The organism is Paracholeplasma brassicae, from assembly GCF_000967915.1.
Classification (GTDB): Bacteria; Bacillota_I; Bacilli_A; order Acholeplasmatales; family UBA5453; genus Paracholeplasma; species Paracholeplasma brassicae.
The window spans coordinates 12,755-38,499 of record NC_022549.1; the positions used below are offsets into that span (position 1 = coordinate 12,755).

Annotated in this window: 18 protein-coding genes; 16 read left to right on the forward strand and 2 right to left on the reverse strand. The window is 35.8% G+C overall.

Going from position 1 to position 25,745, the window contains the following annotated elements; genetic code table 11:
- Nucleotides 1-85: 85 nt before the first annotated feature.
- Genes BN853_RS00055 through BN853_RS00095 form a run of 9 tightly spaced genes read left to right on the forward strand, consistent with a single transcriptional unit; the run spans nucleotide 86 to nucleotide 9,544 of the window.
- Nucleotides 86-676 carry a phosphate propanoyltransferase gene (locus BN853_RS00055; RefSeq protein WP_030003906.1) on the forward strand — a complete coding sequence of 197 codons (591 nt, stop codon included), beginning with the start codon at nucleotides 86-88 and terminating at the stop codon, nucleotides 674-676.
- Nucleotides 677-712: 36 nt separating this feature from the next.
- On the forward strand, nucleotides 713-1,921 hold the full coding sequence (locus BN853_RS00060) for an HD domain-containing protein (RefSeq protein ID WP_030003907.1): 1,209 nt from the start codon (nucleotides 713-715) through the stop codon (nucleotides 1,919-1,921).
- On the forward strand, nucleotides 1,914-2,459 hold the full coding sequence (gene rnmV, locus BN853_RS00065) for a ribonuclease M5 (RefSeq protein ID WP_030003908.1): 546 nt from the start codon (nucleotides 1,914-1,916) through the stop codon (nucleotides 2,457-2,459). Before BN853_RS00060 ends, rnmV begins: the two co-directional genes overlap by 8 nt.
- Complete coding sequence (gene rsmA / locus BN853_RS00070; RefSeq protein ID WP_030003909.1) at nucleotides 2,440-3,252, forward strand: 16S rRNA (adenine(1518)-N(6)/adenine(1519)-N(6))-dimethyltransferase RsmA; 813 nt, start codon at nucleotides 2,440-2,442, stop codon at nucleotides 3,250-3,252. Before rnmV ends, rsmA begins: the two co-directional genes overlap by 20 nt.
- Nucleotides 3,249-4,073 carry a 4-(cytidine 5'-diphospho)-2-C-methyl-D-erythritol kinase gene (gene ispE, locus BN853_RS00075; RefSeq protein WP_030003910.1) on the forward strand — a complete coding sequence of 275 codons (825 nt, stop codon included), beginning with the start codon at nucleotides 3,249-3,251 and terminating at the stop codon, nucleotides 4,071-4,073. The genes rsmA and ispE overlap by 4 nt, the downstream gene beginning before the upstream one ends.
- Nucleotides 4,074-4,113: 40 nt before the next feature.
- Nucleotides 4,114-5,088 (forward strand): ribose-phosphate diphosphokinase, encoded by a 975-nt coding sequence (locus BN853_RS00080; protein ID WP_030003911.1) that lies wholly within the window; start codon nucleotides 4,114-4,116, stop codon nucleotides 5,086-5,088.
- The gene (gene pth, locus BN853_RS00085; RefSeq protein ID WP_030003912.1) at nucleotides 5,088-5,660 is read left to right on the forward strand and encodes an aminoacyl-tRNA hydrolase; all 573 of its coding nucleotides are present in this window, start codon (nucleotides 5,088-5,090) and stop codon (nucleotides 5,658-5,660) included. Before BN853_RS00080 ends, pth begins: the two co-directional genes overlap by 1 nt.
- A 39-nt stretch (nucleotides 5,661-5,699) precedes the next feature.
- Nucleotides 5,700-9,128, forward strand: a complete 3,429-nt coding sequence (gene mfd, locus BN853_RS00090; protein ID WP_030003913.1) for a transcription-repair coupling factor — start codon at nucleotides 5,700-5,702, stop codon at nucleotides 9,126-9,128.
- 47 nt (nucleotides 9,129-9,175) lie between these two features.
- On the forward strand, nucleotides 9,176-9,544 hold the full coding sequence (locus BN853_RS00095) for a hypothetical protein (protein WP_030003914.1): 369 nt from the start codon (nucleotides 9,176-9,178) through the stop codon (nucleotides 9,542-9,544).
- Between the two features lie 53 nt (nucleotides 9,545-9,597).
- Here BN853_RS00095 and BN853_RS00100 read toward each other — a convergent pair whose 3' ends face one another.
- A complete protein-coding gene (locus BN853_RS00100; RefSeq protein ID WP_030003915.1) occupies nucleotides 9,598-12,855 on the reverse strand; it encodes a UvrD-helicase domain-containing protein in 3,258 nt (1,085 codons plus the stop codon).
- Nucleotides 12,845-15,241 carry a PD-(D/E)XK nuclease family protein gene (locus tag BN853_RS00105; RefSeq protein WP_030003916.1) on the reverse strand — a complete coding sequence of 799 codons (2,397 nt, stop codon included), beginning with the start codon at nucleotides 15,239-15,241 and terminating at the stop codon, nucleotides 12,845-12,847. Before BN853_RS00105 ends, BN853_RS00100 begins: the two co-directional genes overlap by 11 nt.
- Before the next feature lie 127 nt (nucleotides 15,242-15,368).
- Between BN853_RS00105 and BN853_RS00110 the strand changes: the two genes are divergently transcribed.
- From BN853_RS00110 to BN853_RS00140, 7 genes are all read left to right on the forward strand, one after another.
- On the forward strand, nucleotides 15,369-16,556 hold the full coding sequence (locus BN853_RS00110) for an exonuclease SbcCD subunit D (protein ID WP_030003917.1): 1,188 nt from the start codon (nucleotides 15,369-15,371) through the stop codon (nucleotides 16,554-16,556).
- Nucleotides 16,546-19,620: an AAA family ATPase gene (locus BN853_RS00115; RefSeq protein ID WP_030003918.1), complete on the forward strand. Its 3,075-nt coding sequence runs from the start codon at nucleotides 16,546-16,548 to the stop codon at nucleotides 19,618-19,620. Before BN853_RS00110 ends, BN853_RS00115 begins: the two co-directional genes overlap by 11 nt.
- A 1-nt stretch (nucleotide 19,621) precedes the next feature.
- Nucleotides 19,622-20,539 carry a D-2-hydroxyacid dehydrogenase gene (locus BN853_RS00120; protein ID WP_030003919.1) on the forward strand — a complete coding sequence of 306 codons (918 nt, stop codon included), beginning with the start codon at nucleotides 19,622-19,624 and terminating at the stop codon, nucleotides 20,537-20,539.
- 119 nt (nucleotides 20,540-20,658) lie between these two features.
- Nucleotides 20,659-21,624 (forward strand): hypothetical protein, encoded by a 966-nt coding sequence (locus BN853_RS00125; RefSeq protein ID WP_030003920.1) that lies wholly within the window; start codon nucleotides 20,659-20,661, stop codon nucleotides 21,622-21,624.
- 1 nt (nucleotide 21,625) lies between these two features.
- Nucleotides 21,626-22,549 carry a mechanosensitive ion channel family protein gene (locus BN853_RS00130; protein ID WP_030003921.1) on the forward strand — a complete coding sequence of 308 codons (924 nt, stop codon included), beginning with the start codon at nucleotides 21,626-21,628 and terminating at the stop codon, nucleotides 22,547-22,549.
- 232 nt (nucleotides 22,550-22,781) lie between these two features.
- Nucleotides 22,782-24,203 (forward strand): NAD(P)/FAD-dependent oxidoreductase, encoded by a 1,422-nt coding sequence (locus BN853_RS00135; RefSeq protein WP_052591073.1) that lies wholly within the window; start codon nucleotides 22,782-22,784, stop codon nucleotides 24,201-24,203.
- Nucleotide 24,204: 1 nt separating this feature from the next.
- Entirely contained in the window at nucleotides 24,205-25,473 is a 1,269-nt protein-coding gene (locus BN853_RS00140; protein ID WP_030003923.1) for an adenylosuccinate synthase, read from the forward strand.
- Nucleotides 25,474-25,745: the final 272 nt, after the last annotated feature.

A 25,745-nucleotide genomic window follows, 5' to 3' on the forward strand; every position in this document is an offset into this window, starting at 1 on the left:
CCTTTATAATTTTAGTATAGCATAAATAATTGTAATATATTATATTAAATGTTATAATTAGTTGGAATAATAGGAGGTATAAGTTATGAAAAAAATTCCTATCGGTGTGTCAGGTAGACATGCTCACTTATCGCAAGAACATTTAGAAATACTCTTTGGTCCAGGCTATGAGTTGACGGTGATGAAAGACTTAAGTCAACCTGGTCAATACGCGGCAGAAGAAAAGATCGACGTTATCTCTCCAGCGGGTAAGCTTCAGGCTGGTGTGCGTATCTTAGGTCCAGTAAGAAAAGCATCACAAGTTGAGATTTCAAGAAGCGATGCAATTAGAGGTAAATTTGTTGCACCGGTTCGCTCATCAGGCGATGTTAAAGGTAGCGGGGCATGTACATTAGTTGGTCCAAAAGGCCAAGTAGAATTAACTGAAGGTGTGATTGTTGCCGACAGACACATTCATTTCTCTTTAACAGATGCAAGTGAATTTAACGTCAAAGATGGTGACGTTGTTTCGATTAAAATCGATGGCACTAAGCCTGGTATTTTAGAAAATGTTTTATGCCGTGTTTCAGACAAGTTTGCACTTGACTGTCACATTGACACAGACGATGGCGCTGCGTTTGAAGTTCAAACTGGCGACTCGGTTACTTTAGTTAAAAAATATCAAATTATCGAATAAGCCTTTTTATTAAGGCTTTTTTTGCGGAGGCTATTCATGATAAGAAAACGCGACAACAAAAAGGTTTTTCGTGACCCGATTTATGGTTATATTAACGTTGAATACGACTTCATCAGTGACTTGATTGACTCTAATGAGTTTCAACGTCTAAGACGTATTAGACAACTCTCAGGTGTCTCGATGGTCTTTCATGGGGCAGAACATTCACGTTTTTCACACTCGATCGGAGTTTATGGTCTTGCGTATAAAGTCTTGCAAGAACAACAAGTCATCAAAAACTATTTAAATGAATACGAACAGGTGGTTTTTTTAACTGCTGCACTATTACACGACATTGGTCATGGCCCATACTCGCATTCATTTGAGCATGTCTTTGGCTTATCACATGAGGCTTACTCCGCTAAAATTATCAAACATTCAACAGGCATTGCCTCTATTCTAGATCAAGTGAGTGAATCATTAAAAGAAGACGTTTGTTCAGTGATATTAAAACAAGGTAAGTTTAAAATCATCGAACAACTGATTTCTAGTCAATTAGACGTTGATCGAATGGACTACTTAGAACGTGATTCTTATTTCACAGGGGCAAAATATGGAAACATTGATAAAGACCGAATCATTCGAATGATGACGATTAAAGACGACATTATCGTCTTTAAAGAAGGTGCGATTCACGCAATCGAGAACTACTTAATTAGTCGTTATCACATGTACTGGCAGGTTTATTATCACCCAGTAGCAAGGTCTTATGAAATCATCTTAGAACAAATCTATCTACGTATGCTTGATTTGATAAAAGACAAACAATTAGATGATGACTACAGTTTATATTTAAAAAATGTCATTGAAAACCAAGAAGACATTACCTCGTATCTAGAGTTAGATGACTACTATGTGAACGGGTTAATCAAGCGTTACAGGCATCACAAAGACGTAATATTAAACACACTTTGTAACGACTTTCTAGATCGACACTTATTTTCTTATGAAACGATCAAAGATACGTCAGATGAAAGAATCCTTGAAATTAAAGCACTCGTTAATGATAATAACTATTTTTATAAAATCGATCAAGTGTCTCAAGTCACCTACTTATTGAATGAATTTGACATCGTAATCAATCGCATCAATATTTTAATGAAAGATGGCGAAATTAAGAAACTTGATCAAGTCTCACCAATCGTCAAAGGGTTGTCTGTTTCAGGTATAAAAACAGATTGTAAACTCTTCTTTAGACATGTTTAAAGAAGTCGTAGTTGTTGAAGGGATTCATGATGAGTTACGCCTAAAAGAAATATTTAGTGACATCGATACGATCAGTACCAACGGATCAGAAGTCAGTGAGGCGTTACTTGAATCCTTAGAACAATTAGCCAAAACAAGAGATCTAATCTTGTTTCTTGACCCGGATTCGGCTGGTGAACGCATCAGACGAATCATTTCAACACGCATTTTAAACGTTAAACACGCGTTTATCACATACGACGAAGGCGTTTCGAAGAATCATAAAAAAGTAGGAATTGAACACGCGTCAAAAGAGGCAATAATGACCGCTCTTCAGTTGTCTAAAGAGACGATAGAAAAACGCTCTGACGTAACATTTGACTACTTAGTTGATCGAGGATTAATCAATCAACCTTACTCAAAAGAACTTAGATTAATGGTTTGTAACCAACTGCGTATTGGTTATGTTAACTCAAAAGGATTATTAAAACGACTACACATGTTTTCAATTTCGATTAAAGACATAGAGGGGGTACTTGATGCAAACCAACAGACCTAAAAAACAATATGGACAGAACTTTTTAACCGATGAACACGTCTTAAGAGAAATCATCAGTCGTTCTGCGATTGATAAAGATTCGATTGTCATTGAAATTGGTCCTGGTAGAGGTGCACTGACAAAACATTTAGTTAAGGCCGTTAAACACGTACTTGCTTTTGAAATTGATGAGACACTTAAACCATATTTAATCCCGATACAAGCGGATAATCCTAATTTAGAGATTCTCTTTCAAGATGTGATGAGCATCAACATCAAAGAAGAAATTGAACAACGATTTAACGATCAACGTGTGGCTTGTATTGCAAATATTCCATATTACATTACTAGTCCAATTATCTTTATGTTATTAGAAACAAATAACGTTACAAATGCTTCTTTAATGATACAAAAAGAAGTGGCTGATCGTTTGATTGCAAATCCGAAAACAAAAGCCTATGGGGCATTTACGGTCTTAGTTAAATTTGAGGCTGAAGTTAAAAAACTCATCAGTGTGAAACGTGGGTGCTTCTATCCAATACCGGCCGTTGATTCTGCCGTCATTGAATTAACGAAACACAACACGTATAAAGAACAATGTAGAAACCATGAACTCTTTAGACAACTCGTTAAAGCATCGTTTGGTCAAAAGAGAAAAACATTATTAAATAACTTGAGTCAAACCTTTGATTTAAATAAACAAGAATTACTTAAAAAACTACAATTGATTGATGACTCTTACACAGAATTCACTAGAGCTGAGGAGATGTCGATTGATCAATTCATTCAATTAACGAATGGGTGGGAACTATGATTAGAGAACACGCGTATGCAAAAATTAACTTAGCCCTAGAAATCGTCAGAAAAAGGGACGATGGTTATCATGAATTAAAGTCATTGATGATTCCAATTGAACTTAAAGATGAACTTATTTTCACAAAAGGAGTCGGACTTAATTTTGCATCAAATGTTGCAATCGCTGACAATTCGATTATCAAAGTATACGAAGTCATGAAAAACCGCTATAACGTTAAAGAGGGTGTCTCAATTAGCCTGATTAAGGAAATACCCGTTGGTGCTGGCCTTGGTGGCGGTTCCGCTGATATTGCAGCAACCATTCGAGGGCTTAATCGTTTTTGGCAATTAAACCTAGACAGTAAAGAAATGAGAAAACTCTCAATTGAGCTTGGCTCAGACACATTATTTTGTTTATACAACTCACCTGCCATCATCACAGGTCGAGGTGAGTATATTGAATTCATTAACAGTGAGATGAAGTTTGAGCACATTACGCTAGTAGTACCTAATTATCAAACATCGACGAAAGAAGCGTTTAAGCATGTGACGTTTTATCAACACGACAATGAGAAATTTGAACAGATAAAGAAATCATTTATAGAAAACAAAAGAGATGACTTAAAAGATGCGCTATATAATGACATGTTAGATGCTAACTTCATTCTACACAATGAATCAAGACTCTATTTTAAAGCATTACAGACTCAGGGACTAAAACCACATTTATCCGGTAGTGGCTCAGTCATCTACTTTCTAGATCTTAATCAAGACGAATTAGAAAGACTCAGAGAATTAACGCCAAGTAATTATCAAATAATAAAAACAAAACAGCTTTAAGAATTGATATAATATAGCTATAGCAGGGGGAATATAAACTATGTCAGTTATCGAAGGTAAGAAAGTAAAATTGTTTGCATTATCCGCAAACCCATCACTTGCACAAGATGTAAGTGAAGCTTCAGGTATTCCAATTTCAGCGTGCGAAGTCACAAGATTCGCTGATGGTGAAATTGGCGTAAACATCACAGAATCCGTCCGTGGTCACCATGTGTTTGTGGTTCAACCAACCTCAAAACCAGTCAATGAATCGTTAATGGAAGTATTGATTATGACCGATGCACTAAAACGTGCCTCAGCAGCAAGCATCACCATCTTAATGCCATATTATGGTTATTCAAGACAAGATAGAAAAGCCAAATCAAGACAACCAATTACGGCAAAATTAGTCGCTGATTTACTTCAAGTCGCCGGTGTTGACCGTGTGATTTGTATCGACTTACACGCGGCTCAAATTCAAGGGTTCTTCGATATTCCAATCGATAACTTTCCAGGGATGCCACTACTTGCGTCCTACTTTGTCGATAGCAAACTAGAAAACATCACGGTTGTATCACCTGATCATGGTGGTGTGACACGCGCAAGAAGTTTTGCTAAAATGCTTGGTACACCAATTGCGATTATTGATAAGCGTCGTCCGGAGGCAAACAAAGCCGAAGTGATGAACATCATAGGTGATGTCGCTGGTAGAACATGTATTATGGTTGATGACATCATCGATACCGGTGGTACATTAATGGCAGGGGCAAATGCACTACTTGAAGCAGGCGCAACCGCAGTTTATGCGGCAGCAACCCACGCGATATTCTCTAATAACGCGATTGAACGCTTACAAAATTCTAACATCAAAAAAGTCATTGTCACCAACACAATCGTGTTAGATGACGTCGATAAATACGACAAGATTGAACAACTATCGATTGGCCAACTCTTAGGTAAATCGATTCTAAATATCATTGAAGACGAACCAATCAGCCAAATATTTGAAAATATCTACAAAGATTCCAAACAATAATGAAACTAATTGTTGGCTTAGGTAATCCAGGAAAAGACTACGATAAAACGAGGCACAACGTTGGGTTTGAAGTACTAGACTTATTAGCTAAAGAAAATAATGTGACATTCAAATTGGACAAAAATTTCGACGGTCTAATTACCACCTATCAAGAAGGATTAGAAAAAGTCATCTTATTAAAACCAACGACCTACATGAACTTATCGGGTCAATCCGTCATCAAAGTAAAAAATTATTATAAGGTCGATCTAAATGATATACTGATTGTTGTTGATGATATTAACATTGAACTAGCAGCACTTAGATTAAGAGAAAAAGGCAGTGCGGGTGGCCATAATGGACTAAAAAGTCTAATTAGCCACTTACAGTCAAACGAATTTAAACGTATTCGTGTTGGCATCAAATTTGAAAAAGGTGACTTGATTAATCACGTCTTAGGAAAGTTTTCGAAAAAAGAGCTTGAGGTCTTAGAACCCGCCTTTCAATTGGCGAAAGACGCATGTGTCTTATTTAGTAAAAATACCCCTTTTTCAAACATCATGACAAGATACAACACCCCGGCGATTTCATAATCGTCCGGTTTTTGTCGTCAAAAATAAGGAGAAGCGCCGATGAGTTCACTATTTGATCTATTTCTAAATTTAAAAACAAACCGACCAATCGTTGGGAAAAAGGACAACTTAAGATTAAATCAAATCACCGATAGCTATAACCAGTTATTGGTTTCTTCCCTTTATTTGACCTCAAATGAGACGGTTTTTGTGGTCTTACCTAACCTTTATATGGCTCAACAATACTACGACGGCTTATCAACCATTTGTGGGGCAGAAAACGTCTTATTTTATCCAGCCGATGAAATGTTGTCCTCCTTAATGGCCTTATCGAGTCAAGAGTTTAAAATTGAGCGTATTTACACGCTTGGCAGTTTAATCAACCAAGATAAAAGAATCGTTGTAACAAATCAAAATGGTGCAATGAAGAGACAGTTGTCAAAAGAAGATTGGATGGATGCCACGAGAAAATTAGAAGTTGGCAAAGAAATCAATCGTGATGATTTAATCGGTTATCTGGTCAGTCACGGCTACTCACATGAATATACAGTGACAAAAACCGGTGAATTTGGTCTAAGAGGTTCAATCCTTGATATCTTTCCTATTGGGGCTGAAACGCCTTATCGTGTGGATTTCTTTGGTGATGAAGTAGACCGAATCAAACTCTTTAAACCAGACACACAACTTTCAATTGGTGAAACCAACGAGATTTCAATATTACCAATGAATGAACTCTTTTTTAATGATCACAAACGGGATCAAGTCATCGAACAAATTGAAGCATTTTTAGAAACAAAGACGCTTTCAAAAGAAGAATACACGAAATTCAATACCGATCTAGATCACTTATATAATCGTAGGGACTTGGATAGTCTAACCTACTTTACCCACTTTTTTAACCCAAACCCAGAAACGTTATTTGATTTTACCGACCAAAAGACCATCATCTACGTGGATGAACATAAAATGGCTAAAAACTACGACCGAATGGATTTGGATTTAGCCGACTATTTAAAGCAGTTAAAAGGTGAAGTCTTTTATGAGTTTAAGTACTATTTAAAGATGAAGGAGTTAATGAGTTACCCTCACATTGAAATCACAGGGTTTACCCCGCTTAATAATGATCACCTATATTCGGTATATGCAAGAGATGAAATCATCTATCAAGGTAACGTCAATGCGTTTATTGATGAGATAAAGAAAAATAAAGGTACTTACGTGGTTTCAATGAACCAGCCACAACGCTTTGATCGAATTAAGGATTTATTCGAAGAAGCAGGTATTGACTATATTTGTAACCCCAGAATCATTGAAGAAGGTATTATGAACTTATTCTACCCGATGAATTTACCGAGCACCTACCTTCAACAAGATGCCATTCACTTTTTAAATGAACAAGACATCTTTGATTATAAGAGTCATAAAAGACTAATCCGATACAAATCGGTAATTAGTGAAGCAATTAAAATATCATCAGTAGAGGAGTTAAAAGTAGGCGACTTTGTTGTCCATTATGATTACGGCATTGGTCAATATAAAGGGCTACAAACGATGGAACTTGGTGGGCATAAAAAAGACTACATACACATTGCTTACCAAGGCACTGACTTTTTATACATACCAATTGATCAAATCGATATGATTTTAAAATACTCATCAAGAGATGGTCACGTACCAACGCTAACTAAGTTAGGCACGGCTTCATGGAATAACACAAAAAAGAGAGTCAAAGAAAAGCTCAATGACATATCCGATAAACTAATCAAACTTTACGCTGAAAGAGAAAATGCCGAAGGTTTCTCGTTTCCTAAGGATGATCAAATGCAATTAGATTTTGAAAATTCGTTTGAATTCGAAGAAACAATCGACCAGTTAAAAGCAATTAAAGACGTTAAAAAAGACATGGAGTCAAAAAGACCGATGGACCGTTTATTAATTGGGGATGTTGGCTATGGTAAGACCGAAGTCGCTATGCGTGCTGCCTTTAAAGCAGTGGTAGCAAACAAACAGGTTTGTTATTTAGTGCCCACAACCGTCCTTGCAAGACAGCATTTTTACGCATTTAAAAAACGCTTTGAACCATTTGGAATTAATGTCGAACTTTTGAGCCGTTTTGTCTCAGATAGAGAACAAAACGAGACACTAAAAAAAATGGAAAAAGGCCTGGTCGATGTCGTCATTGGGACACACCGACTACTATCCAAAGACATCGTGTTTAAAGACCTCGGTTTACTCATCATTGATGAGGAACAACGTTTTGGTGTGGAACACAAAGAGAAAATCAAAGAAATGCGAATCAATGTGGATGTCTTATCACTTTCAGCCACACCTATCCCAAGAACGCTTCAAATGAGTTTGATGGGCATTAAAGATTTAACAATGATTGAAACACCACCTTTAAACCGCTATCCAATTCAAACCTACGTCCTAGAAAGACACGAGGCGATCATTAAAGAAGCGATTGAACGTGAACTTGCTAGAGCAGGACAAGTCTTTTATTTGTACAATAAGGTCTCAGACATGGAATCAGTCGTTAGGAAATTATTTAAACTTGTGCCTGAGGCAAAAATCACGTTTGCCCATGGTAAGATGAGTAAAGATGTCCTTGAAGATCGACTCTCTGAATTTATAGACCGACGGTTTGATGTTTTAGTCTCAACGACCATCATCGAAACAGGTATAGATATCCCAAACACCAACACACTAATTATTCATGATGCAGACAGGCTTGGCCTTTCTCAGCTTTATCAAATTAGAGGTAGAGTTGGTCGTAGCGACAAGATCGCTTACGCCTATTTAATGTATCAAAAGAATAAAGACATGAGTGACGATGCCATCAAACGTCTACAAACCATTAAAGACTTTACAGAACTTGGATCAGGCTTTAAGATCGCGATGAGAGACTTATCAATCCGAGGCGCTGGAGATATCTTAGGTGATGAACAATCTGGTTTTATCGACAGCGTAGGTATGGAGCTCTATTTAAAACTACTTGAAGAATCCGTCAATGAGAAAAAAGGCATCAAAAAAGAAGCTAAGAAGGAACAACAAGACATCGTTTTATCAGCGCGTCATATTGATGAGAACTACATTAGTAGCGATGAAGTCAGAGTTGAGATACATAAACGTATTTCTTCAATTAATACGCTTAATGAAGCGAAAAACCTTGAAATTGAATTAGAAGATCGCTTTGGTAGGGTTGATCAAGAACTCATCGTTTACATGTATGAAAAACTATTTAAGAAATATTGTAGTAAGCTAGGCGTTGAAAAGACGATTAAGTCTAAAACGGATTTAACCATCCTACTTTCAATTGAGGCCTCTAAACAAGTCAACGGGGAAAAACTCTTTCTTGCGACGAATGAAATAGATGCCTCTATACAACTAGGCTATCTTCACGAACGTGTTTCAATTACTCTAATCATTAAACAAAGCGAAAAACATTACCTATATCAGTTCATAGAATATTTAAGTTTGATTACTTCTTGATATATTATATATAACCACATATAATATACTTACGGAGGAAAATATACATGAAATTTGAAGAACAATTAAAACAAGACGGCTTCGTTGATGAACGCAATTTATGGGTAACCGCGGTGATTAAAAATAACGCCGGTGTTTGGTTTGGCGCTATTGGTGCTGGGATTGCATCAATCTCAAAAACTAGATTGATTTCAATCAAAGGAACCACGGTTTATATTTTAAAGCCAGAAAAAAAAGTATTGAAACAGGTCATTCAATTTGAGCTACATGAATTAAAGAAGTTTCAAGTAAAGAATGCGTTTTTTGGTATTGAGTATTCTTTAAAAATTGAGACGATTGATTTTAAAGAGGCGTATAACATTAACGCTAGAAAAAAAGTCTTAAAAGAGATGGCAACAATCATTAATAACAAATAAAACAAAAGACAAACTTCTTAGGCCGAATGCGACCGCCGAAGTTTGTCTTTTTTCTAGACTTCTAGATATACACCATCAATTAAACTATATAAATAAGCACGAATCGGTTTATTTGATTTAGTACTTAGATAATCTTTGTAGCCTTCTAATTGACTAAAGTAGATAGGTTTATTGATGTCTTTTAATTTGTAGTCAACGACGATTAACGCCTCATTTGTTTCGATTAAGAGGTCAATAATCCCTTGTTTAACTTGGTCGTCAGTTGAAACAATAAACTCATATTCTTGGTAGATGAAAGCCTCTTTTAAATCATGTAAAAATGGTAATCGATCAAGTTTATAGAGAAACTTTTTTACGTTGTTATCAACGGGTAACTGATCAATTTGATTTTTAAGAGGCAGACAAAAGTCGAGGCGTTCTAGTTGTTCATGAATGAGCGTGCCAAGAGCCATATCTTTTAGCGTTTGTTCGTCCTTAATTTCTACAAAATTTCCAGAAATACGTTCTTTTTTGATTTGCTTTGGTTTATAACTCAATGCCTTGTAGTTGAATACTTGTTCTTTTTTAAAATGCACACGCTGTTTTTGAATACTATCTTTATAATTTTCATTGTAGATAATCTCATCATAAGGTGCTTTTATACGTTTTTTTGCGTAATGTCCAATGACCGTATATACCAATTGATTAAAACTATTATAGTTGTTTCTAATGGATTCATCGACAAGTTCATCAGATTTAATTTCGTTAATAAATGTTTCATTTGAAGGTGGATTAGCCACAATAACGGCAAGCTCTTTAGCTCTAGTTAAGGCAACATAGAATAAGCGAAGACGTTCTGAAATCATTTCTTGTTTTTCTTGTGCTAAGTGGAGTTGCTTTTCGATGTTGTCTGTCAAACCCTCATCAAATGAAGGCATGATGATACCGTAAGTTAAATCAAAATAGAAATTTGATAAGTTTGGACTTGACCACCGTTTGTCAAGCATAGGGTAGTAACAAATTGAAAACTCAAGGCCTTTAGATTTATGAATCGTCATGACATTGACCATGCCCTCTTTTAATTTTGATGAGGATTGAAAATCAAGATCAAGATCTTCTTCGTTAATAAATGAGAAGTATTCGAGGAGTTCTAACAAACCGAAGTTCAACTTTGATAAGGATTTCGCCTTATCTATTAGATAGAATAGTCTGGACTCTATCGCCTCAATTTGATTTAGCACAAGTGCCTTTTCTAGTAGATTAAATGTTTTAGTGACTTCAATCAAAAATAGATCTAGACTTAAGGTTTCACTTAACACATTTAAGGCATTTAGTTTGTCTAAGGTCGTTATGATAGTTTCATTCGATAAGACCTTCTTATAATCAAAGTACGAGTGATTCTTAAGTGCATTAAGTGAGTCATGAAGTATTTGATCATTGATTTGAAATAAGTAAGAGCGAAAGACGGATAAGAAGTCGTGAGTGAAATGATCTTTACCATAAGAGGCGTCTTTAAAACAGTAGAATAGCGATAACAAGCTGCGAAGTGCTAGCACATCGTCATTGGATACAAATGGTTCTGTGGCGTGCAAGTACATCGGTACTTGATTGGCCTCTGCCACTGCCTTAAATAATCTAAATGGACTTTTTCTGTCGATCAGTATCACAAAATCATCAAATTTAACGTCTCTTAATTGATTGGTCTTAGAATCGAGCACTTGGTACTTAGAAGCCATTTTGTCTTTAATGTCTTTGATGATTGAAAACACTTGTGATTCATCTGTCTTATACGTCTTTTCATGGTCTTCTAGTTCCTCTTTTGAAAGGACTTCAAGAATCTCAATGCCATAAGGTTGATTTGCTTTTTGTTTTTCATAGGTTTGATTACCAAAGACGAGCGCCTGCAAACCATCATAGGTTACCCCTCCGATACGAGGACTCATGGTCCGGTAAAACAAGGTATTGATGTCTTCTAAGATTTCTTTTCGTGAACGAAAATTTTGATTGAGATCAATCTTAATTCCAGCGGTTGGTTGAGCTTTAAACAAATCGTATTTTTGTTGGAAGAGTTCTGGTTTCGCGTCTCTAAAACGGTAAATAGATTGCTTGATGTCACCTACCATAAACACATTGTTGTTTTCGATTTGACTAATGAAGATGTTTTGAATGAGTGAGGTATCTTGGAACTCATCGATTAAGAGTTCGTGATAAAAGTGTTTTAGTTCGTTTCTGACGTCTTCATGATCTTTTAAGAGTTTGGTCGATAGACTACTGATGGATAAAAAATCATAAATGCCCAGATGGTCTTGAAATGCGCTATAAGACGCTAAGAAGCGAAAAGCTAAGCTCAATAAAAATAATACATGAGGTTTGTTTTTTTCGTGTGTTTGGTTGTGTGTCTCAATTGAGTGACTAAAATAAGGTTGATACAAGTTTAATAGGTCTTTAAACGAATCAAGGTATGGCTTCAATAAAGAGCGGTCATCTCTTGAGGTTTTTAAGGTAATTTTAAAGGATTCTTTTTCCTCTGTGTAACGGTTAAAAGAGGTAAGATCTTCAAAGCTAAGCAAACTTGCGATTTCATTTTCGAGTCTAGTTTTAGTGTCTTGTCCACTTTCTGACTCAAGCGCTAGTAAAGAAAGATCGTTATTTAATTTTTGTAGGCCTTGTTTAAATTCAGTTACTTTTTCGATTAACGCATGAGTGAGTTTCTCTTGGTAGTTTTTTCCGTAGTAAGTTTGTTCATAGGTATCTAAATACGTTTCATCTAAGTCGTACTTTTGGAGTTGTTCAGCCAAAAACAAGAGTTGATCTTCGAGTTTTTCATCGGATTTGGTGGTGTAGGTTCTTAAATACGCGAAAAAATCTTCATTGTTTTCTTCATATAGCGATTGAAATAGGTCTTGAATGATCCGTTTTTTTTGTTGTTTGAATAAGTTTTCATCACCAATTTGAATGTCTTTTTTGATGCCTAATTTGTGGTTGTATTTTTTTACTAAGTATAGACAAAAGCTATCAAAGGTCGTGATGAAAGACACATCTAGGAGCTCTAGTTGTCTTTCTAAGTGAGGGTTTGGTGCATTTTTAATTGCCTTCTCTAGATTCTTGCGAATACGTTCTTTCATTTCGAGTGAAGCGGCTTTGGTAAAAGTTAAGATCAATAAACGGTTGATGTCTATCCCCTCATTAAGTATTCGTAGGACACGTTCAGTTAAGACACTTGTCTTTCCTGAACCGGCACCAGCACTGATTAAAACGTTTGAGTTTTTTTGATGAATGGCTTGCCACTGATGATCGGTATAGTAACTCTCTTTGGGTTTTTTAGGAATCAAGGTCATCACCTCTTTCGAATGGGTTGTTTTTTTCTAAAGGGGTCTTTGGCTTATTTAGATAACAAATGTCTCTATAAGCACAATTCTTACAAGAATCAATCGAAGAAGCGATTTTCGGATTGATATCAAAATCATGGGCTTCAATCTTTTTAATGGTCTTTAAAAGTAAGGCCTCAAAGTCATCAAGGACAGTACTTAGCATTTGATGCTCATATACCCAAGCACTTTTCTTAAGTGAACCATCTTTATTAACACCAGTTTTTGCAAGCGTGTTTTCTGTTTGAAATAAAGGATCGATTTCTGTAATTGATCTTAAGTCATTTAATTTGTAGCCAGAAAGCTGATAGGCTTCTTTTTGAAGTTCTTCGTAGGTTTTTCCCTCTTCTTTTTTTAAAACATTCGTGTAGATATTTTGATAGAAGAAGCCGCTAAAGTAAGGACTTTCAAAATGATTCTTCTTTAGAAACAACAAGTAAAACAACAGTTGCGAGTTAAATCCATCAAGCAGGTAATCAAGGGGTTTAATGGCATTGCCTGTTTTATAGTCTACGACGTATATTTTCTCACTAAATTCATGATGACGTAAGATTTTGTCGATTTTTCCTAAAAGAAGGTAGGTCTGTTTTGATTCAAAAGGCATGCTTACCTCAAGTTCGGTTTGATAAAGCAGGTAACTAGAACGTGCTTCTAAGGTTTTAATGAACGTTAAGACCTGTTCTAATTGAATAATCGATTCCTTTAAAAAGAACTGCTGTTCAAGGGTTAACTGATGATTTAAAAGGTAGGTAGTAAGATAATCATTGATATCTTTTTGATTGTTGATTTGTTGGTAGTCTTTTAAGACCTCATGAAAAAAGTTGCCAAGGTGAAGTTGGGTGCTTTCTTCAAATGACGTTTTGACGTTTAAGAGGTGCTTTAAGTAAAATTGATAACCACATAAAAAATAGTCATTTAGTTTAGTAAAAGAGAGTGTTGTTAGTTGATTAATAAATGTTGGATCGTTAAATCCTTTAAACGTTGGGTCGTATGATTTTGGAAGCTGTAATTCCTTTTCTCTTTCAAATGATTCTAGTAAAGGACTTCTAATGCCATACAAATGGTAGGTATCAAGCAGTGCTTTATAGGATAGTTTGTCTTTTCTTATAGAGTATCTATCTGTAGAAAACTCAGGTACTAAGGTTTTGATTTTTTTAGGTAATGTTTGAAGTATAAATGAAGGATAAGCCTCACCTTGTGGGCTTTCTACTTTATAAGAAATGGTTAGATGTTTAATACTAGAAAGACTATGGATGAGTTGTTTTTTATTTGTTTGTGTTTTCTCAATCGATGTTAATAGGTTAAGTGATTTTTTTTGTTCGTCACTTAAAAAATCATTGTCTAAGGTAATGGTAGGATATGCGCCAGCATTAAAGCCTAAAACAAAGACGATGTGATCTTCTAAAAAGGGATAATTGATTGAGACAACTTGAATGACATCTTCTAATATATCGCTTTTTAAAGCGGTTTTTTGGAAGTGGTAATAAAGTTCATCTAAACAGTCGCGATAGTTATATGAACTAAGGAGGTAGTCATTTAATTCAGATAAAATTCTCTCTTTTAGTTCATCAAGTTTTGTTGATTGATGAAATGAGTATGAGACAATATAGTCTTTGATTTGCGTTAATACCTCGGTGTTATTTCCACTAAGAATGGCTATTTTGTTTAACACATCTTTGGTCAGTTGAAACTGAACAAGTGATGTGTTTTTTGATATAGAAACAGGAATTTGATAGAGCTCACTATAAACCTCAAATAGGCTATGATAGGTTTGATCTGCGATGAGTTTGATTTGATTGATATTAACACCAAAATCGAGTTTTCTTGCGATTTGTTCAAAGACCTGGTTAACTTCATCTTTGGCGTGGAGTGCCTTAATTAGATGAACATCGTTTGTTTGATTATTTGGATCAATAGGTAGGATAACTTCAAATCCAAGACGATTTAAAGTCATTAAAATAATCGGTTCAACGGTTTCGGTTAATAGCACCACATAACCATCATAACGCGATTTAAAATCACTAAGGTGTAACAGGTTATTTTTTATTAGTTCATCAAATAGTGCCTGATAAAACGGTGGTAAGCTTTGATTTAAATAGTAAAACGGTAAGACGTTTAAATAAAGATCTGCTGTTTCGCTATTGACGTTTAAATGTTTTGAGACAAAAAGTCGTGTGGTTTTGTGATAAGAAAACGAGAGCGCTTGAATCAAATCAGTTGTACATAAAAATTTAACAGAGACGAAAAAAGGCATGGCCTCTTTTTGTTTGAGATAGTCATTTTTTTTAGACAAATCTAAGATGACCAAGGTTTTTTGTTTGTTTTCTAATAAGTCTTTAAAGGCATTCATGAATAGCCACCACTTTCTCTTTACTTATTATAACATTTTATTTGTCACTTAATGGCAAGTTCTCACTTGAATAACGAATTAAACCACGTGATTTGTGTTAAAATAATAAGACAAAGGGTGTGTTAAAATGAAAATTCTTTCAATTGGTGATCTTCACCTAGGCAAAATTGTGAATGGGTATTCCTTGCTTACTCATCAAATAGAGAGTTTGAATCAAGTAAAAAAGGCGCTAAGAGATCATCAAGTGGATTTACTGATGATTACAGGTGATTTATACGACCGTGCGATTCCACCAAAAGAAGCGATAAAGGTCTTTGATAACTTCTTAAATGACGTCTTAAAAGAAAACATTAAGGTAAGCTATATTGCAGGTAACCACGACTCCTACGAACGTACCTCTTTTTTAAGTGATGTTTTAAAAGGCACTTCTTTATTCATAGGAAAAGAGTTTGACCAAACCATTGATTCATTCACACTTAAGGAAGGTAATCAAACCTATCGTTTTTATCTAATCCCATTCATGCCTTATCAGTATGTTAGAGAAATCTTGAACGATGATTCAATCGATTGTTTTCAAAAGAGCTATGAAGCGATGTTAAAAACAATTGAGTTAAATGACAACGAAATCAATCTATTGATGACACATGCATTTATTGGTCATGCGGGTACTAATCCAGAGGTTTCAGACTCAGAAAAAACACTTGCAGTGGGTGGTCTTGATTTTGTTGATAGTCAATTATTTGAAGCTTTCGATTATACGCTTTTAGGGCACATCCATAAGCCTCAATCGGTTTATTACGACAACGTTAGATACACGGGATCGATATATAAATATTCCTTTAGTGAGGAAACACACCAAAAATCAATGTTACTACTAGAAATCAACTCAAAAGAAGACATTAAACAAACCTTGATTCCAATACATATGTCAAAAGAATGGCACACGTTATCGATGAGCTTTGATGAAATCATCAATAATGAGGCTTTAATCAGTAAGCATCAAAACGACTATGTTCGTATTCGTTTAACGGATGAAATCGATGTGTCTGATGGGGTAGCTAGACTAAAACAACGATTTTTGTACCTGATGGAGTTTAGTTATCAAAAAGATGCTGAGTTTGTTTCACTTGGTGGGGCTGTAACTGACCAATTAGCCAAAGATATGTTAAATAAAGAAAACCCGGAAAAAACAATGAGGTCACTTTTTATCGAATTTTCAAGAACACAAGCCAACCTAGAATTAGACGAGGTGGATTTAAAAATCGTTGAAGAGACCATCGAAGAACTCATAAGGGGGAATAACGATGAGAATTAAACAATTAGATATTCAAGCGTTTGGCCCTTTTGGAGGATTTGAATCCATCGATTTTAAACAAATCAATAAGAAACAGTTATTCCTAATAACCGGGAATACCGGTGCAGGCAAAACGACCATCTTTGATAGCGTCTGTTTCGCCTTATACGGTAAAACCTCAGGTTCACAACGAAATGAACCTGAAAATCTTAGAAGTCATTTTGCAATAGAAGAACTCGATACGTATGTCAGGTTGATCTTTGAGGTCAATAAAGAAACTTATGAAATCAAAAGGTATCCCAAACAACAACGCTATTCAAAACGGACCAAGGGCTATGTGTCAAAAAATCAAACCATCGAATTTAAATCCCTAAATCAACCAACCGGAATCTTAACTAAAATACAAGAAGTCGATCAAAAAATCTTAGAAGTCATCGGTCTAACCTACGAACAGTTTAGACAAATTGTCATGCTACCTCAAGGTGAGTTTCAAAAACTACTGACGTCAAAAAGTGACGATAAAACTGAAATTTTTAGAAAAATATTTCAGACCGAAAGTTTTGAAGAATTTCAGAATCGACTATTTGAAAAAAGAAATAACGCATTCAAACAAATCGAAAAAGACATTAACCAACTAGAACTCATCAAAAAACAGCTAAGCAGTTCATCAGAACCACTGAGTCTACTTTTAGATAATGAAGCTGTGTCTTATGAAGACATGATAAAAGAACTTGATAGCTACTTACAAAAACAACAAGTAGCGCTTCAAATAAAGAAAGACGCATTAAAAGAAGAAGAAGTTCTTCTAAATCAAGCGCGTCAATCATATCAATACAACGAGCAACAAAACAAATACCTAGATGAACAAGCAACCCTAAAACAACAAAAACATAGCTTAGAGAGCCAATCACAGTTCATTGAATCACTCAAAATCGAACTAGATCAATACGAACAAACCAGAGCGCACGTCATAACCTATCAAGACTATGTTAATTCAAATGAAGAGATTAATAGACTGAACATCATGGTAGAGGCATTACATAAACAATTAAGTGAAGCCAAACAGGCATTTCTTCAAGCAGAAGAGGCACAAAAAGCCGTTACAACGCTTGAAAAAGAAAGAGATAATCAAAGAAACATAGAAAGTGATTTGAAACGTGAACTTCAAAAGCTTAAAGACTTAAAAAACGATGAAGCAGAATTTACACGATTCAACGATGAACTTGAACAACTAGAAAAACAAAGTCTTGAACTTAATAAAGATGTCGCACTTAAGAAAAAATCCCAACAAGCGCTTGAAGAAACCATAAAAACATCAGAACTGAAAATCAAACAAATAGGGCCACTTTATCAAACAATTGAAACAGAAACAAACGAACAAAAAAAGTTAGAAGAACTAAGTCAAATATATGACACCTATATTAAAGAAAAAGAGAGTTACAGTCAACTGCTTTCTAAGCTTGATATCGAAGATAAAACCTTTAAAGAAACAAGAACAATTTATGAAACAACCAAACAAGCCTATCATCACTCGCTCGTTGACGTGCTAAGAAAAGAATTGGTCGATAATGAACCATGCCCTGTTTGTGGATCAACCAATCACCCACAAAAAGCATTAACTAAAGAACGCTCTTTTCCAACCAAAGAAGAAGTCATGAAAGCAGAATCGATTTACTTAGAATCATTAAAACAAAAAGAACGTTTAGAAACATCCCTAAATGAAAAAAGAGACGTCATTTTAGCATTAGAATTGAAGCTTCCAAACGAAAAAGAAAGTATAAGTAATGACTTAGAAATTAAAAAAGCGCATGTCAATAAAATTAAGCAAGAGATTACAAACTTAGAACACTTAAGAGAAACAATTGAGAATCAAAATCGCGCGGTAAAAAGTCTACTTAACCAAATTGAATCGATTAATCACTCAGTTCATCAAAACGAACTTCTAAAAGCCAAGAGTCAAGAAAAAATAAGAAAACAAAACGAACTGATTTTAAAATACCAAAATGAATTAAAAAATAAAGACGATCAAATGGTTGTTTTAGAATTAAATACGATTGATGAACAAATCAAACAAATTGAGCAAACAATCAAAACACTAAATGAAGACCATCGAAAGAAAGAGCTCATCTATAAAGAAGTAGAGTTGAATCTATCAAACACAAAAAAACGCGCTGAAGAACAACAAACGAAAAACAAACAATCAAAGCGAGTATTAGATAGCTTCTTAGAGCGTAAGCAGATGAGTTTAGAGACATTTAAACAAATACTTTCGACCAAAGACATTAAGGAAAAACAACAAAAAGTCAACGAATACACCAAAAAAGAAATTGAACTCCAAACTTCCTTGAATAAACTGATGTCACTTATAACCATCGATCAAAAAGTTGATTTAGAGACACTAAAAGAATCACTTTTTTCCCTTGAACAATCCTTTAAGCATAATCAAGTCGCTATTCAAAACGAGGGTTTCTATTTAGAAGAAACAGCTAAGCGAGTCGTTGAGTTTAAAACCACGTATGATTCCTACATTGCCTATGGTAAAACCTTTGAAAGAATTAAGCGTCTTTCGGATTTATCCAGGGGTCTAACTTATAATAAGGTCTCTTTTGAACGTTATGTATTATCTTATTTCTTTGATCAAATACTAAGAAAAGCAAACCTGAAGTTAGCCTTTATGACTTCAAACAGGTACTATCTCAAACGAAAAGAAGATAAATCAAGGGGCAACCAAACCTCTGGACTGGACTTGCAAATTTATGACCGAAACACCACGAGAGTCAGAGACGTTGAAACCCTATCTGGTGGTGAAACCTTTAAAGCCTCTCTATGTTTGGCCTTAGGTTTAGCTGAGGTCATCAAAGAAACCAGTGGTGGCATTGAAATGGATACCATGTTTATCGACGAAGGTTTTGGCACACTTGACCAAGAGTCTCTTGACCAAGCGATTGATGTTCTAATGAATCTAAATGAAGAAGGACGCATCGTTGGTTTAATTAGTCACGTCGGGGATTTAAAAAGCGTGATTGAAACGCAAATTGAAATTGAGGTAAGTAAAACAGGCAGTACCATACGAAAGGAAGATTAAAGTGAAAATACACCTAGATAAAAAAGCCATCGGACAACGTATGTTTGATGAATTAAAAAAGCAATTTGGTAGTCATTTAATCACCGAAGAACTATCGTCTGATGTGACCTACAGGGTGATGTTACCGTTTGTTGTTAGCGATGATGAATTATCTAAAACGCCTAATCTAAGCCATATACAGTTAGTTACTGCAGGCTATGATCAAATGGATCTTACAAAGTTAAAACAACATAGAATTAACCTATATAACGCAAAAGACGTTTACTCAGATACGATTGCTGAAGACATTTTAACTAAGATTTTCGTGTTAAACAGAAACGTAAAAAACTACGTCAAACAAATGACAGAAGGTACATGGGTTAGACACAAAAACGAGTACGAACTATATAACACCACCGTTGGCTTCATTGGTATGGGCTCGCTTTCTAATGCCCTAGTTAAACGGCTTGAAGGGTTTGATTGCACATTTTTAGGTTATCGTAGAAGTACTCAAAAAGACCCAAAGTTTCAAGAAATTTATACCGATCAAAACGGGCTAGATTTACTCTTAACCAAAAGTGACTACGTGATTGTCACCCTACCATTAAACGAAGAAACCAATGGTTTACTGACAAAAGAACGTTTAATGCACATGAAAAATAGTGCATTATTAATCAATGTTGGCCGTGGTGAGGTCATTGTTCAAGATGATCTAATAGAATTACTACAAACAAAACAAATCAGAGGCGCAGGACTTGATGTGTGTTACCCCGAACCGTTACCAAGAGATCACATCTTATGGACACTTGATAACGTCTATATAACACCACACAACGCACCATCTTCAATTCATCAATCAAAAAGGCTTCAATCGTTGATTGTAAAAAACATTCAAGCCTATTTAACCGATCACCCAATGGTCAATGAAGTTAATTACTAAATTTAGCTGACTTAAAGAACAAAAACAGTCGTTTTATGAAAAAAGCATATGTTTTTGTTTTTTTTGTCTTTTCTTTTTGACTTAAAGCGATATAATGAGGGTGAAGAGAGTTGATTTCTATGAAGCGTTCATCGAAAGTCAATCAAAGAAGATTTAATTTAATCTATCAAAGACTCCTTGCAGGCTTTTTGACCGTTAGCGTCGTTGTTGTCGCTTCTTTTACGTTGATCAAACAAGTTGAGGTGTCTTTTTTAGCCATATATAACCTTGAATCGAGCCTCTACATTGAATTAAACCTCGAAACAAAAGATGATTTGAGTGAGGTGATTGTTGAGGTTACCTCGCTTTATGATACGTATCAACAAACAATACCACTAGGTGAAAATCAACTCGTATTTGATCAGCTTGTGGTTGGTAGAAACTATGAGATTAAAGTGAAAGCCGATCTGGGTTTTGGTATACAGACTATCAAAGAGACCAGATACAAACTGACTAAAGAGCCAACTGGACACATAACATACCTAGAACAATTTGGATCAAGCCTATCTTATAACTATGAGGTCTATGATTATTACAATCGGATCGATGGACACGTTCGAATGCGTATATATAAAAACAATCAACTGATTCAAGAAGGCCCGGTGCCAGAGGTATTTACCGAGGGTATTCTAAGTGGTTATGGGTATCTTGAAGCGATCGATCCAAGCGCTACAACCTATCAGATTAAATTAGAAGCCTCGATTAATGAGACGTATGTTTTACTAGACGAACAATCAATCACAACCTCAACCAACCCAAGCGTTCATGGTGAGTTCTATCTGATGGATGACGTACTCAATTACTTCTTATACATCGAAGATCTGTTTGAAAGTATCACCTCACCAATCATCACCGTAGAAATTTATCAAAACAATCAATTAATTCAATTGATCGAACATGACAGAGATACCGAGTTTCAAATTTTTAATGAATTACCTGGTTACACAAAAGACAACTATGTAGCTAGGGTCTATGTGAGTGTTTCTAACAAACGAACATTAGTTTATGAACAAAAAATCACAAGATACACAGAGGAGGGCATTTAAGATGAAAAAAAACGTGGTAAAATTTGTATTTTTAGGATTGGCTTTATTGTTTTTGGTTTTCGCAAGTCTTGGACAATACATCTTTGAAGAAGGCAGTACACTTTATGAATTATCCAGAGATAACATCGGTAAATTCTTTGGTGTCGTTGATTTTTTCAAAAACAACGTAGATCCCATTGTAGAAACACTTGCAGTCATAGTGTTTTTATGGGTAGTTGCGTATTTGTTTACGCTCTTAATTAATGTAGTAACTAAGCGTGGCAAACGTAGTAAAACCATTGGTGATCTCCTACAATCAGTCGTCAAATACGGTAGTGTCATCATTGGTATTTTCTTAATCTTATCTGCTTGGGGTGTGTCATCACCAACCTTACTCGCCTCAGCAGGGATTTTAGCCCTAGCCATTAGCTTTGGTGCTCAAAGCCTGGTTGAAGACATTCTTGCTGGGTTGTTCATCATTTTTGAAAAAGAATTTGTGGTTGGCGACATCATTCAAGTCGCTGATTTTAGAGGTCGTGTCATTGAGATGGGGGTTAGAACCACCAAACTTGAAGACGTCAATGGTGACGTTCAAATCATCAATAACTCAGACATTAGAAGCGCAATCAATACCTCTTATAAATACTCACCAGTGATATGTGATGTGTCAATTAGTTATGGGGCAGATTTGGTTAAGGTAGAAGAGGTCATCAAGTCAAATCTAGAACGCATCAAAAAAGCTATTCCACAAATCAAAGAAGGCCCGTTTTACTTTGGTGTTCAAGAGCTTGGCAACTCTAGTGTGATTTTAAGAATATACGCCAAATCCGAAGAGACTGATAAGTATCAAGCCAGACGACTTTTAAACAGAGAAGTTAAACTCATTTTTGATGAAAATAAGATTGAAATTCCGTTTAATCAGTTAGACGTTCATATGAAAGAATAGTCTAGTGGTTTCATACCCTCTTTTTCAAAAGGCACTCACCCTTTTTTAGGTGGGTGCTTTTCTAATACTAAAAATACCTGTGTTCTGTTAAATCTCATCAAGAACACGACATCGTTATTACAAGTTTGAATATCTAAACAAACCCCTAAATCGCGCTATTGAATTAATCATCTAGATATGATAAAATCCGTTTTGGTTTTAAAAATAAATTAAATAGATGACGGGGTGGGTTATGAAGTACGATTGCATTATTGTAGGTGGAGGACCTGCTGGTTTATATGCGGCTTATGAGTTAGCGCATAAACGACCAGACATGAACGTATTATTAATTGAAAAAGGACATGATATATATCACAGAAAATGTCCGATTTTAATGGGTAAATTAACCAAGTGTCCAATTGACAAAACCGGTGTTGCGGGCTGTTATCCAGCGTGCTCAATCACCAGTGGTTTTGGCGGTTCAGGGGCATATTCGGATGGAAAGTTTAATATCACAAGCCAATTTGGTGGTTGGTTAACGGACTATTTGGCAGCTCAAGAAGTTGAGGATTTAATCCAATACGTCGATGGTATTAATTTATCACATGGGGCAACCGATAACATCACAGACCCAACGACTCAAGAAGTCAAACAAATCGAAAAACGCGCACTAGGGGTAGGCTTAAAACTACTTCGTGCCAGAGTAAGGCATCTAGGGACTGAACAGAACTTACTTATTATGAAATCAATCTACGAATCAATGATTGGTAAGATTGAAATGAAATTTAAAACCGAAGTCAAAGACATTATTGTCAAAGATGGCCAAATCAAAGGCGTTATCCTTGATAAAAATGACGAAGAAATATACGCCGACAAAGTGATTTTATCGGTCGGTAGAGAAGGCGCAACTTGGCTATCAAGACTTTGTCAAAAGCATCACTTAAAAATGACCAATAACCAAGTCGATATTGGGGTTAGGGTAGAGACTAACAACATCGTCATGGAAGAAATTAATGAACATTTATACGAAGGGAAATTCATCTTTAACACCACCGTGGGCACACAAGTTAGAACGTTTTGTTCAAACCCTTCTGGTCACGTGGTTGTCGAAAACCATAACGGCACGATGCTTGCGAATGGGCACGCATTTAAAGATGAACAACTTGGAACAGAAAATACAAACTTTGCATTACTCGTATCTCATCAGTTTAAAGAACCGTTTGATCAACCAAATGAATTCGCACACGCGATTGGTCAATTGGCAAATAAACTTTCCATGGGATCAATCATTGTCCAAAAATATGGAGACATTAAACTCGGTAGAAGAACAACTGAAAAACGCTTAAAAGAGGGGTTTGTACAACCTTCTCTTAAAGAAGCAGTCCCAGGTGATTTAGGCTTAGTGCTTCCTTATAAAACCATGAAATCCTTGATTGAAATGGTCGAAGCACTTGACCATATCACACCAGGGATTGCCAGTGAACACACACTTTTTTATGGGGTAGAAACGAAATTCTATTCGGCAAGACCAGAGATTACCAATCAATTTGAAACAAAAATTGAAGGCTTATTTGTTGCAGGTGATGGGGCAGGTATCACAAGAGGCCTAGCACAAGCAGGCGCCAATGGCGTTTACATCGCCAGACACATCATGAGATTAAAAGGGGATAATTAACATGAAACGATTAGTGGTTTTTGGTACACAATGGGGCGACGAAGGTAAGGGTAAAATTACTGATTTTCTCGCTCAACGTTCTGACGTGGTGGTGAGATATCAAGGCGGGAATAACGCCGGTCATACCATTGTCTTAGATGGCGTAAAGTTTGCACTTCACACCATCCCATCGGGAATTTTGTCACCTCACATTCATAACGTTTTAGCTAACGGTATGGTCATTAATCCAAAAGGTTTATTAGAAGAAATGAAAAAATTAGAAGGTAGAGAATACCACATGCACATCTCTGATCGTGCCCATGTGATTTTGCCTTACCATCTACTGCTTGATGGGGCAAGAGAAAACAAACTTAAACAAAAAATCGGTACAACAAAAAAAGGCATCGGACCGGCTTATACAGATAAAGCCGAAAGAAGTGGCATACGCATGTGTGAGTTCATCAATCCTGAACTTTTCTTAAAACGTCTCGAAGAAGTGATTCCTTACAAAAACGAACAATTAAAAAACTTTGGATTAGAACCGCTATCGGTCCAAGACGTTTATTTTGAATACAAAGCTTACGCAGAAGCCTTAAAGCCTTACGTGTGTAACACCTCACTTTTATTAAACAACTACGTCAAAGAAGGCAAGAAACTATTATTTGAAGGCGCGCAAGGCAGCTTGTTGTGTCTAGATCATGGGACCTATCCGTTTGTCACCTCATCTAGTCCAACCGCCGCAAGCGTACCAATCAATACAGGTTTAGCGCCATGGCTCATCGAGGGTGCTGTGGGTGTCACTAAAGCTTACACCACACGCGTTGGTGAAGGACCACTGCCAACGGAACTCTTTGATGAGATAGGTGAAAGAATTGTTGAACGTGGCCACGAATACGGAACAACCACCGGCAGAAGACGTCGTGTGGGTTGGCTTGATTTGATGATCATCAAACACGCCGCCTTATCCTCAGGTTTAAGTTCGATTGCATTAACGTTACTGGATGTTCTTTCTGGATTTGATGAACTTAAGGTTTGTGTTTCCTACCGGTTGGAAGGCAAAGAACTAAAAGACATCCCAACCGACATCAATGATTTAAAGAGGGTTGAACCAATTTATCAAACCTTACCTGGTTGGCAAGAAGAGATCACACACGTGACTTCGTTTGACGAACTACCTAAAAACGCACAAGATTATTTGTTATTTATTGAAGAACAAGTGGGTGTTCCAGTCGACATATTCTCAGTGGGACCAGACCGTAAACAAACGATTTTTAGAAAAAATATCTTTTAATATAGAAAGAACGTCACTCATCAAGTTGAGTGACGTTTTTTTTAGGAAATGACAGGAAAAAGCCTTAAAAATAATGAAGTGACAGAATTGTTCGTTTTTAAATAGAATTATTATTAATAGTCTAAATACTTATCGATTTTTCATTTTTGAAGTATAAATGAAATACTATTTATAAAAATTTATGCTGTAAGCGTTTCCATCAATTTGTTCGATTTTGATAATTAGTAGATAGGTGTGCTATAATGATTAAGTATTAGTGGGGATACAAAGCT